The 12,256-nt window shown below is 52.1% G+C and carries 6 protein-coding genes; all 6 read left to right on the top strand.

Annotated elements, in window-relative coordinates:
- The first annotated feature begins 243 nt into the window (after nt 1-243).
- Nucleotides 244-549, top strand: coding sequence for a 30S ribosomal protein S20 (rpsT, locus tag ACUVQO_RS10725; RefSeq protein ID WP_445925870.1), 306 nt, complete (start codon nt 244-246; stop codon nt 547-549).
- An 11-nt stretch (nt 550-560) separates the two neighbouring features.
- A complete protein-coding gene (locus ACUVQO_RS10720) occupies nt 561-1,355 on the top strand; it encodes a TatD family hydrolase (protein WP_445925869.1) in 795 nt (264 codons plus the stop codon).
- Between the two features lie 642 nt (nt 1,356-1,997).
- Nucleotides 1,998-5,309, top strand: a complete 3,312-nt coding sequence (gene rpoB / locus ACUVQO_RS10715; protein ID WP_445925868.1) for a DNA-directed RNA polymerase subunit beta — start codon at nt 1,998-2,000, stop codon at nt 5,307-5,309.
- An 80-nt stretch (nt 5,310-5,389) separates the two neighbouring features.
- The gene (locus ACUVQO_RS10710; RefSeq protein WP_445925867.1) at nt 5,390-7,264 is read left to right on the top strand and encodes a DNA-directed RNA polymerase subunit gamma; all 1,875 of its coding nucleotides are present in this window, start codon (nt 5,390-5,392) and stop codon (nt 7,262-7,264) included.
- A 103-nt stretch (nt 7,265-7,367) separates the two neighbouring features.
- Nucleotides 7,368-11,357, top strand: coding sequence for a DNA-directed RNA polymerase subunit beta' (locus tag ACUVQO_RS10705; RefSeq protein WP_445925866.1), 3,990 nt, complete (start codon nt 7,368-7,370; stop codon nt 11,355-11,357).
- Between the two features lie 204 nt (nt 11,358-11,561).
- Entirely contained in the window at nt 11,562-11,996 is a 435-nt protein-coding gene (locus tag ACUVQO_RS10700; RefSeq protein ID WP_445925865.1) for a (2Fe-2S) ferredoxin domain-containing protein, read from the top strand.
- The last annotated feature ends 260 nt before the right edge of the window (nt 11,997-12,256 follow it).

Below are 12,256 nucleotides of genomic sequence, written 5' to 3'. Positions count from 1 at the left end.
GGGGGACTCTGGATTAAACCGCTTTCACGTCCAGACCTGCAGTTTCTCTGAGGAAAATCTCCAGTTCTCTGACTGGACGTGATTGAGTACAGAACAATCAGATGCACCCGTTCTCGTTACTCTACTCTAACCTGTATTTTTCGGGTATCGGGTTATGGCGTTAAGGAGATGTTATAGTAATTTATCTAGCATGGGATGTATTGCCCAATAGAGTTTCAATAGGTAGAGGTTTTAGGATTTACTGTGGCTAACATCAAGTCTGCCATCAAGCGTATTCAAATTGCCGAGCGCAACCGTTTGCGTAACAAGAGTTATAAGTCTGCTGTCAAGACCCTGATGAAGAAGTGTCTGGTGGCCGTCGATCGCTATGCGGCCAACCCTGAAGCAGAACAATTGGAAGCAGTTCAACAAAGTATGGCTTCCGCTTACAGCAAGATTGATCGGGCCGTCAAGCGAGGCGTACTTCATACCAATAACGCTGCCCGGAAGAAGTCCCGATTAGCAAAGGCTCTCAAGCGAGCTGAAGCTACTCAAGCTGCTGCTTCATAGGAACGGAATCCGTGTCCGGGATCAGGTTAGTTGATACCCACGTTCATATCAACTTCGAGACATTTCAAGCCGACCTGGATGAAGTGGCTCAGCGTTGGCGTGAGGCGGGCATAGTGCGGCTAGTGCACTCCTGCGTCGAGCCATCCGAATTTCCGGCCATTCAGGCAATCGCTGATCGCTTTCCAGAAGTCTTTTTTGCCGTCGGTCTGCATCCACTGGATGTAGAGCAGTTATGGCATAAAGGGATGGAGGAAAAAATTCGGGATTTAGCCAGATCTGATGTGCGTGTGGTAGCGATTGGAGAAACCGGACTGGATTTCTTCAAAGCCAGCAATCAACAGCAACAGAGGGAGGCATTTGAAGCCCAACTGACGATCGCCCAGCAACTAGATCGCCCGGTAATCATTCACTGTCGCGATGCCGCTGACCCAATGGCCGGTCTGTTGCGTCGCTTTTGGCAACGGCGGGGGCCAGTTAAGGGAGTTATGCACTGCTGGGGTGGTACCCCAGAGGAGACTCAGTGGTTCCTGGATCTAGGTTTTTACATCAGCTTTAGTGGCACGGTGACGTTTAAGAAGGCACTTCAGATTCAGGAGGCAGCTCGGATGGTGCCAAGTGATCGCCTGCTGGTGGAAACCGATTGTCCGTTTCTGGCTCCCGTTCCCAAGCGGGGGGAGCGACGCAATGAACCGGCCTATGTGCGATATGTTGCCGAACAGGTGGCAAATCTGAGGGGAATTTCTTTGGAAGAATTATCTGCTCAAACGACGGAGAATGCCTGTCGGTTGTTTGGTTTACCCCAGTAGAGACGCTCCGGCAGAGCGCCTTTCCGAAAGACCACCTGCAGGTCTAGAAGACTAAGCCTTTACAGAGCCTGAGTATTCTCAATACCCCGTTAAATTCTGTACACACTTCTTAGTAATCGAGCGGTTGACTGGTCTGGAAAATTTTGCTACCCAGGTCACACATTTTGACCAAATCGAGTCATAATGAGAAAACGTGACAATACCTGAGCAACGGGATGGTTCGGATCATTCTCTATATCCACACCACTTCCTTATTTATCTTCCATAGCTAAAGAGTTTGAACACCCACGCGATCGCCGTGCCGGTGTTTTTCCGGTGTTTGCTTAAAAACTTGCCCACCACATCAACGGTTAGCGAAATGGTTTGTTTATCCGCTCAAGCCCATCTTAAACGTCTGGCTGTTCTAATCTTTTCTTTGGTTTTCCCAGTTAAACCTTGTCCAGGTTCAGAACTGTAGTTTCTCTGAGTGGGAAAATCCCCTTCTCTAGCTGGACTTGGTTTAATTCTTTATCGAGCAGGTACTGCAGTTTGAGATTTGTTGAGTTTGCTAGCCAAATTCTTCAAGCTTTAGGTTGACTAATTGATGGTTGATCGTTTACAATCCAACATTCGCGCTGGGCATATCCCATCTGAAGACGACGCATGACTGACTACATTACACCCGCTTTCACCCTTCCGGATCTAGTGGAAATTCAGCGGGAGAGTTTCCGCTGGTTCTTAAAGGAAGGTTTGATCGAGGAACTGGATAGTTTCTCTCCCATTACAGACTACACCGGGAAGCTGGAGCTTCACTTCATTGGTAAAGACTTCAAGCTTAAGCGACCCAAATACGATGTTGACGAAGCCAAGCGGCGGGATAGTACCTATGCCGTGCAAATGTATGTGCCCACCCGATTAATCAACAAGGAGACTGGGGAAATCAAGGAGCAGGAGGTCTTCATCGGAGATCTGCCGCTGATGACCGATCGCGGCACCTTTATTATTAACGGAGCAGAACGGGTGATCGTCAACCAGATCGTCCGTAGTCCCGGTGTCTACTACAAGTCCGAAACCGACAAGAACGGTCGTCGAACCTACAACGCCAGCCTGATCCCAAACCGGGGAGCCTGGCTGAAGTTTGAAACTGATAAGAACGATCTGGTGTGGGTGCGGATCGATAAAACCCGTAAGCTGTCGGCTCAGGTATTACTGAAAGCCCTGGGTTTAAGTGATGGGGAAATTTTTGATGCCCTGCGCCATCCTGAGTACTTCCAGAAAACGATTGAGAAGGAAGGGCAGTATGGCGAAGAAGAAGCCCTGATGGAGTTGTATCGCAAGCTGCGTCCAGGTGAACCGCCTACGGTATCGGGAGGGCAACAACTGCTGGATTCTCGCTTCTTCGATCCCAAGCGCTACGACCTGGGTAAGGTGGGTCGCTATAAGCTGAACCGGAAACTGCGCTTGAATGTTCCAGAATCGACTCGTGTGTTGACACCTCAAGATATTCTGGCGGCGATCGACTACCTGATTAACCTGGAATTTGATATCGGCACTATTGATGATATTGACCACTTGGGGAATCGGCGGGTGCGCTCAGTCGGCGAATTGCTGCAAAACCAGGTGCGGGTCGGTCTGAATCGGTTGGAGCGGATCATTCGGGAACGGATGACGGTTTCCGATGCTGATGCCCTGACTCCGGCCTCGCTGGTCAACCCTAAACCGCTGGTAGCAGCGATTAAGGAGTTCTTTGGCTCCTCCCAACTGTCTCAGTTCATGGATCAAACCAACCCGCTGGCTGAGTTAACCCACAAACGGCGGTTGAGTGCCCTTGGCCCCGGTGGTCTGACACGAGAACGGGCTGGCTTTGCAGTACGCGATATTCATCCCTCCCACTACGGTCGGATCTGCCCGATCGAAACACCAGAAGGCCCCAACGCAGGTCTGATCGGTTCTCTGGCAACTCATGCCCGCGTGAATGCCTACGGGTTCATCGAAACCCCTTTCTACAAAGTTGAGAATGGCCGGGTTGCCAAGGATGTAGCTCCGGTGTACATGACCGCAGACGAAGAAGACGATCTGCGCGTAGCTCCGGGTGATATTCCGATGGATGCGGAGGGTAATATTCTGGGTGAGCAGGTGCCTGTCCGCTACCGTCAGGACTTCACCACGACTACACCGGATGAGGTGGACTATGTGGCCGTTTCCCCCGTGCAAATCATCTCTGTTGCGACTTCATTGATTCCGTTCCTGGAACACGATGACGCGAATCGGGCGCTGATGGGGTCCAATATGCAACGGCAGGCCGTACCCCTGCTGCGTCCAGAACGACCTTTGGTGGGAACAGGGCTGGAAGCTCAGGCGGCGCGAGACTCTGGGATGGTGATCATCAGTCGCACTGATGGCGAAGTTACCTTTGTTTCGGCAGACCGGATTCGGGTACGCGATCCCCAGGGACGGGAAATTGAGTACCAGTTACAGAAATATCAGCGCTCGAACCAGGATACCTGTTTGAATCAACGCCCGATCGTGTTTATTGGCGATCGCGTGGTGGCCGGACAGGTACTGGCGGATGGTTCTGCTACTCAGGAAGGGGAACTGGCTCTGGGGCAGAACATTCTGGTGGTCTATATGCCCTGGGAAGGCTACAACTACGAGGACGCGATTCTGATCAGCGAACGTCTAGTTTACGACGATGTATACACTTCCATCCACATTGAGAAGTACGAAATTGAAGCGCGTCAGACCAAACTTGGCCCGGAAGAAATTACCCGTGAAATTCCCAACGTTGGGGAAGATGCTCTGCGGCAGTTAGATGAAACGGGCATTATCCGGATTGGAGCCTGGGTCGAACAGGGCGACATTCTAGTTGGTAAGGTGACTCCTAAAGGAGAATCCGACCAACCCCCAGAAGAAAAGCTCCTGCGGGCCATCTTCGGTGAAAAAGCCAGGGACGTGCGCGATAACTCTCTGCGAGTGCCCAATGGTGAAAAAGGCCGCGTCGTCGATGTTCGGGTCTTTACGCGGGAACAGGGAGATGAATTGCCTCCTGGTGCCAATATGGTCGTGCGCGTCTATGTGGCTCAGAAACGTAAGATCCAGGTGGGTGACAAGATGGCTGGCCGTCACGGCAATAAGGGGATTATTTCTCGGATCTTGCCGATCGAAGATATGCCCTACCTACCCGACGGTACTCCAGTTGACATTGTGCTGAATCCGCTGGGTGTGCCTTCCCGGATGAACGTGGGGCAGGTTTATGAATGTCTGTTAGGCTGGGCAGCGCAAAACTTGAATGTCCGGTTTAAGGTGATTCCCTTTGATGAAATGCATGGGGAAGAAAAATCTCGCGAAACCGTACATAGCAAGCTGGAAGATGCTGCCAATATGCGGGACGAAGATACCCAGCGATCGAAGTACTGGCTATTTAATCCCGATGATCCAGGCAAAATTCAGGTCTTTGATGGACGCACAGGCGAACCCTTCGATCGTCCCGTGACGGTTGGTATGGCCTATATGCTGAAACTGGTACACCTGGTAGATGACAAGATCCACGCTCGTTCCACTGGCCCCTACTCGCTGGTGACTCAGCAGCCGCTGGGTGGCAAGGCGCAACAGGGTGGGCAGCGCTTTGGGGAAATGGAAGTCTGGGCACTGGAAGCCTTTGGTGCTGCCTATACCCTGCAGGAACTGCTGACCGTTAAGTCAGACGATATGCAGGGCCGGAATGAAGCGCTGAATGCGATCGTCAAAGGGAAAGCCATTCCCCGACCCGGTACTCCAGAGTCCTTCAAAGTGCTGATGCGGGAACTGCAATCCCTCTGCCTGGATGTGGCCGTTCACAAGCTGGATACCCGTGAAGACGGCACCAGCCGCGATTCAGAAGTTGATTTGATGGCCGATGTCAATACTCGACGAGCGCCTTCTCGTCCTACCTATGAATCGATCTCCAGAGACGAACTGGATGAAGGCGACGAATAGAACCAGAGTGAGGAACTAGAAAGAAAGTTAGTTCCTCACATCAAAAAACTTCTTGCTACTACTTGAAAGGAACTTGCACGATGCCAAAGCTAGAGCAGCGGTTTGACTATGTGAAGATTGGTCTGGCATCTCCAGAGCGGATTCGGCAGTGGGGAGAACGCACCCTACCGAACGGTCAGACTGTAGGTGAGGTGACAAAGCCGGAAACTATTAACTACCGGACGCTCAAGCCAGAAATGGATGGGCTGTTTTGTGAACGGATTTTTGGCCCTGCGAAGGATTGGGAGTGCCATTGCGGCAAATACAAGCGGGTACGCCACCGGGGAATTGTTTGTGAGCGCTGTGGCGTGGAAGTAACAGAATCCCGCGTGCGTCGGCACCGCATGGGCTATATCAAGCTAGCCGCCCCTGTGGCTCACGTCTGGTATTTGAAGGGCATACCCAGCTATATGGCAATCTTGCTCGATATGCCGTTGCGGGATGTGGAACAAATTGTCTACTTCAATGCCTATGTGGTGCTCAGTCCCGGTAATGCCGAGAATCTGACTTACAAACAATTACTGACGGAAGATCAGTGGATTGAGATTGAAGATCAGCTTTACACCGAGGATTCTCAACTGACCGGGGTGGAAGTCGGAATTGGGGCAGAAGCCCTGCAACGCCTGCTCCAGGATATCAATCTGGAAGAAGAAGCGGAAAAGCTGCGGGAAGAGATTGCTAACTCGAAGGGGCAAAAACGGGCCAAGTTGATCAAACGCCTGCGGGTCATCGATAACTTCATTGCCACCGGATCGAAGCCGGAATGGATGGTGCTAACGGTTGTGCCGGTGATTCCTCCCGACCTGCGACCGATGGTGCAGTTAGATGGAGGCCGCTTTGCCACCTCTGACTTGAATGACCTGTATCGTCGGGTGATTAACCGGAATAATCGTCTGGCTCGCTTGCAGGAAATTCTGGCTCCCGAAATTATCGTCCGCAATGAGAAGCGGATGCTGCAGGAAGCCGTGGATGCCTTGATTGATAATGGTCGTCGCGGTCGGACAGTGGTAGGAGCGAATAACCGTCCCCTGAAATCGTTGTCAGACATTATTGAAGGGAAACAGGGCCGCTTCCGGCAAAACCTCTTGGGTAAGCGGGTAGACTACTCAGGCCGTTCCGTCATTGTGGTGGGGCCAAAGCTGAAGATTCACCAGTGCGGCCTACCCAGGGAAATGGCGATCGAACTCTTCCAACCTTTCGTTATCCATCGCCTGATTCGACAAGGATTGGTGAATAACATCAAGGCGGCCAAGAAACTGATTCAGCGCAATGACCCGATCGTCTGGGATGTGCTGGAAGAGGTGATTGAAGGCCACCCCGTACTCCTGAACCGGGCACCCACGCTCCATCGTTTGGGAATCCAGGCCTTTGAGCCGATTTTGGTCGAAGGTCGGGCGATCCAACTGCATCCCCTGGTCTGCCCAGCCTTTAACGCGGACTTCGATGGTGACCAGATGGCGGTTCATGTGCCTCTGTCCCTGGAGGCGCAGGCAGAAGCCCGGTTGTTGATGCTGGCCTCCAATAACATCCTGTCTCCAGCAACGGGACGACCCATCATTACACCTAGCCAGGACATGGTATTGGGCTGTTACTACCTGACGGCGGAAAATCCCGATGCTCAGAAAGGAGCAGGTCGTTACTTTGCCAGCTTGGAGGATGCGATTACCGCCTACGAGCAACAACAGGTTGATCTGCATACTTATGTCTGGGTGCGGTTTGATGGTCTGGTAGAAACGGATGAACCGGATGACGAGGTTTTGGAAGAACAGACCTCACCGGACGGAGTGGTCACTAAGACCTATAAATTCCGACGGGTACGGGAGGATGCCGAAGGCAACATCATTTCTCAGTACGTGAAAACTACACCGGGACGGATTATTTACAACAAGACGGTGCAGGATGCGCTGGCGAGCTAACGGAATTTTAGATTGCGGATTTTGGATTTTGGCTTACCAACCCAAGATCCAAAATCTCAAATCCAAAGCCCAAAATTATTCATGGCAGAGGCGGGGTTAAACAATGTCAGAGCGCAACAGTAAACCAATTTTTCGCAATCGGGTAATCAACAAGAAGCAACTCACGAATTTAATCTCCTGGGCTTTTACGAATTACGGTACAGCCCGAACAGCTCAAATGGCAGATATGCTCAAAGACTTGGGCTTCCGCTTCGCCACCCGAGCAGGAGTTTCCATTAGTGTGGATGACCTACAGGTGCCCCCGACTAAGCGTAAGTTGCTGGAGGCGGCGGAAGAAACAATTCGGGAAACGGAAGAACGCTACACTCGCGGCGAAATTACCGAAGTAGAACGATTCCAGAAGGTGATTGATACCTGGAATGGCACCAGTGAAGAGTTGAAGGATGAGGTAGTGCGTAACTTCCGGGCCAACAATCCCCTGAACTCAGTGTACATGATGGCCTTCTCTGGGGCACGGGGGAACATTTCCCAGGTGCGTCAGTTAGTCGGGATGCGGGGGTTGATGGCGAATCCGCAAGGGGAAATTATTGACTTGCCGATTAAGACCAACTTCCGGGAAGGACTGACGGTTACAGAGTACATCATCTCCTCCTACGGTGCTCGCAAAGGTCTGGTTGATACTGCTCTCCGCACAGCCGATTCGGGATACTTGACTCGTCGTTTGGTGGATGTTTCCCAGGACGTGATCATTCGGGAAGCGGATTGCGGTACGCAGCGAGGCATCCCGTTGAGAAGCATGACAGATGGCGATCGCGTCCTGATTCCCCTCAAAAATCGCTTGCTGGGTCGGGTGTTGGCAGCTGACGTGGTGCATCCGGAAACAGGAGAAGTGATTGCTCCCCGGAATCAGTCGGTTTCTGATGAACTGGCAGAGGTGATTGCCAAGGCTGGAGTAGAAGAAGTGACGGTGCGATCGCCCCTCACCTGCGAAGCCACTCGTTCCGTCTGTCAGCATTGCTATGGCTGGAGTCTGGCACATGCCCGCATGGTGGATATTGGAGAAGCCGTAGGGATTGTTGCGGCTCAGTCGATCGGGGAACCAGGAACTCAGTTGACAATGCGGACGTTCCACACGGGCGGGGTATTTACCGGAGAAATGGCCCGTCAGGAACGGGCCGGTTTTGCTGGTACGATTCGTTTCCCCAAACGACTGCGGACTCGTGGCTTCCGTACCCGTCACGGGGAAGATGCCCTAGTGGTGGAATCCGTGGATGCCAACTCCAAAATTACTCTAGAAGGGGGTGATGGTCAGCAGCAATCCTTCTCCGTCGTTCAGGGGGCAACCTTACTGGTACGCAATGGCGAAAAGGTGAAACAAGGCCAGATCCTGGCAGAAGTTCCCCTCACAGGCCGTTCGCGCAAGACCACTGAAAAAGCGGCGAAAGATGTGGCTTCCGATATTGCTGGAGAAGTCCACTTTGCAGATCTGGTGCCAGAGGAGAAGAAAGACCGTCAGGGCAATACCACCCGGATTGCTCAACGGGGTGGCCTGCTGTGGATTCTGTCTGGAGAAGTCTATAACCTGCCTCCCGGTGCGGAACCGATCGTCAAGAACGGCGATCGCATTGAATCCGGTGGTGTACTGGCTGAAACCAAGCTGGTGACAGAGCATGGTGGGATTGTTCGCCTCCCTCAAGAAGTTGAGAACAGCAAGGGTGGACGCGAAGTTGAAATTATTACCGCTTCCGTACTGTTGGATCAGGCACAAGTTCGGGTAGAAAGCTATCAGGGACGGGATCACTACCTGATTGAAACCAACCACAATCAGGTCTTCTCGCTGAAAGCTACTCCTGGTACAAAAGTGACCAACAACCAGGTTGTCGCCGAACTGATCGATGACAGCTACCGGACACAAACCGGAGGCATTATCAAATACTCCGGCGTGGAAGTTGCCAAGCGTGGTAAGGCCAAACAAGGCTACGAAGTCGTCAAAGGTGGCACCCTGCTATGGATTCCCGAAGAAACCCACGAAGTCAACAAGGACATTTCCTTGCTGATGGTGGAAGACGGACAATTTGTGGAAGCCGGAACCGAAGTGGTGAAAGACATCTTCTGTCAAAGCAGTGGTGTTGTTGAAGTCACTCAGAAGAACGACATCCTGCGGGAGATTGTGATCAAGCCTGGTGACTTGCACATGGTCGATAACCCGGACGACATTCTGACGCAGGAAGCGATGCTCGTGAATCCTGGCCAGACCATTATGCCGGGACTGGTGACTGAGGAATTGCGCTATGTCGAGTATGTAGAAACTCCTGAAGGGCCAGCCATGTTGCTGCGTCCTGTCACTGAGTTTCCCGTACCCGATGAACCGTCTGTTCCCAGCCAGGAATCGAGCAACCAGGATACTAACCGTTCCATTCGTCTGCGGGCGGTACAACGGTTGCCGTACAAAGATGGAGAGCGCGTGAAATCCGTTGAAGGACTGGAACTCCTCAAGATCCAGTTGGTGCTGGAAATCGATCAAGATGCTCCCCAACTGGCTGCTGATATCGAATTGCTTCCCGATGAAACCGATCCAGAACTGCTGCGTTTACAACTGGTGATTCTGGAATCCCTAGTGATTCGTCGCGATATTGCGGCTGATCCGACGCAGGGCAGCACTCTCACCCGAATTATGGTCAAGGATGGGGATCAAATTGCTCCCGGTTCGGTCGTGGCTCTGACGGAAATCCAGTGCAAGGAATCCGGTGAGGTGCAGGGGATCCGGGAAGGTGCAGAAGCGATTCGGCGAGTGCTGGTTGTCCGGGATGCCGACTTGATAACCGTCAGTACTCAGGGGCAGACTCCTACTGTCAAGGTGGGGGAATTGCTGGTGGCTGGCTCCACGATCGCCCCTGGCATTACCCTGGAAGAATCGGGTCAGGTGGTCGCGATCGCAGATGGCCAGGTTGTCCTGCGACTGGCTCGTCCTTATCGGGTGTCTCCGGGTGCCGTATTGCATATTGATGATGGCGACCTGGTACAACGGGGTGACAATCTGGTGCTGCTGGTCTTTGAGCGCACGAAGACAGGGGACATCATTCAGGGTCTGCCCCGGATTGAGGAACTGCTGGAAGCCCGCAAACCCAGGGAAGCCTGTGTCTTGGCAGAACGGGCCGGAACCGCCCAGGTCGTTTACGGGGAAGATGATTCCGTCGAGGTGAAGGTAGTTGAAAACGATGGCAACCTGCGGGAGTACACGATCAATCCCGGTCAAAACGTGATCATTTCCGATGGGCAGACGGTGAGTGCGGGTGAGCGCTTAACGGATGGCCCCGCGAATCCTCACGAACTGCTGGAAGTCTTGTTTAAGGCCAACCGTGAAACACTGGGAGTACATGATGCAGCGCTGCTCAGTCTGCGTGAGGTGCAAATGTTCCTGGTGAACGAAGTGCAGTCGGTGTATCAGTCTCAAGGGATTGATATTTCGGACAAACACATCGAAGTGGTCGTCCGCCAGATGACTTCCAAAGCGCGGGTGGATGATGGCGGTGATACTACGATGCTGCCGGGTGAGTTAGTCGAACTGTATCAGGTGGAACAGGTCAATGAGGCCATGTCAATTACCGGAGGTGCACCTGCTGAATACACACCTGTCCTATTGGGGATCACCAAAGCCTCGCTGAATACCGATAGCTTCATCTCCGCTGCCAGTTTCCAGGAAACCACACGGGTACTCACTGAGGCCGCGATCGAAGGAAAATCTGACTGGTTGCGCGGTTTGAAGGAAAACGTGATTATCGGGCGCTTGATTCCAGCCGGAACAGGTTTCAACGCCTATGAAGAACTCGGTAGCCCCGATGTCGATCTCTCTTATGAAGGGCTGGGGGTTTTCGATCATGAATCCGATTTGCGCGATGTCGTACTCGACGATCGCACTGCTCGCAGCTATGGTCTAGATAGCCTGGAAGATCGTCCCACCTTTGGGTTTGAATACGGCATGACCGATGCTAAGAACGATTACATCTCACCCATCCTGGATGATGGTGATGACTTCATCAGCGACGACATGGATGATGATGGTGATGATGACGATGACGACGATTTCGAGTAAACCAGACTCGGTCTAAAGTCTAACGGGGGTCATCCGGGGCGATCGCTCTGGATGGCTTTTGTTTCTTAGTACTTTATCCTTGCTCATGCGTCATTCGTTACTCATCATTCGTCATCGGTCATTGGTGATCCGTCAACCAAGGACAGGGGACAAAAGATGAAGGACAATCCAAAATCTAAAATCTAAAATCCAAAATCTTCAGCAATGTCTACCGACACCGAATACTGTATTTCCGATTCCCTGGCAACCTGTGTCCATGCCTTGGGTTTGGCTCAAATCCAGCGTCATGTGTTTATCTGTGCTGACCAGACCAAGCCCAAGTGCTGCTCTCAGGAAGCTGGCCTGGAAGCCTGGGAATATCTCAAAAATCGGTTAAAAGAATTGAAACTGGATCACCCAACCCAGGAGCACCCCAGCTGCATTTTCCGGACTAAAGCCAATTGCCTGCGCGTTTGTGCCCAGGGGCCAATTCTGGTCGTTTATCCGGATGGTGTCTGGTATCACAGTGCCACTCCTGCCGTAATTGAACGCATTATTCAAGAACATTTGATTGGCAATCAGATCGTTCAAGAATACGCTTTTCTCACTCATCCCCTGCCTGAGCCAGGGAATTCCAATGGAATGAATGAAGTGCGATGATGAAGTGACGGAGTATAGGCAAAAACAGCAACAACGGGAGAGCCATCCTATCCTCAAAGGTGCGATCGCACTCATTCGTTTAGCGATCGTTGGTAGACCTACCGGCGTTGTTGGGTTTTATACTTCGATTCAGTTTAGGGGCACTTGTACTGGCGACATTAATATGTTTCATAGCACTGAAATATTGAATTGTACTCTCTATACCAAGGGTGCGTGTCACCTTCTAGAGAGAAGATTCATAACTGATTATTGAGATAAGC

The sequence above is a fragment of the Leptodesmis sp. genome (genome assembly GCF_052746595.1).
The sequence above is the reverse complement of the archived record's forward strand: the minus strand, read 5'-3'. Positions and strand labels throughout refer to the sequence as shown.

Bases quoted from the DNA above. Each gene is read 5' to 3' on its own strand.
- ACUVQO_RS10710 (WP_445925867.1), top strand. From the start codon at position 5,390: ATGCCAAAGCTAGAGCAGCGGTTTGACTATGTGAAGATTGGTCTGGCA.
- ACUVQO_RS10705 (WP_445925866.1), top strand. From the start codon at position 7,368: ATGTCAGAGCGCAACAGTAAACCAATTTTTCGCAATCGGGTAATCAAC.
- rpoB (WP_445925868.1), top strand. From the start codon at position 1,998: ATGACTGACTACATTACACCCGCTTTCACCCTTCCGGATCTAGTGGAA.
- ACUVQO_RS10700 (WP_445925865.1), top strand. From the start codon at position 11,562: ATGTCTACCGACACCGAATACTGTATTTCCGATTCCCTGGCAACCTGT.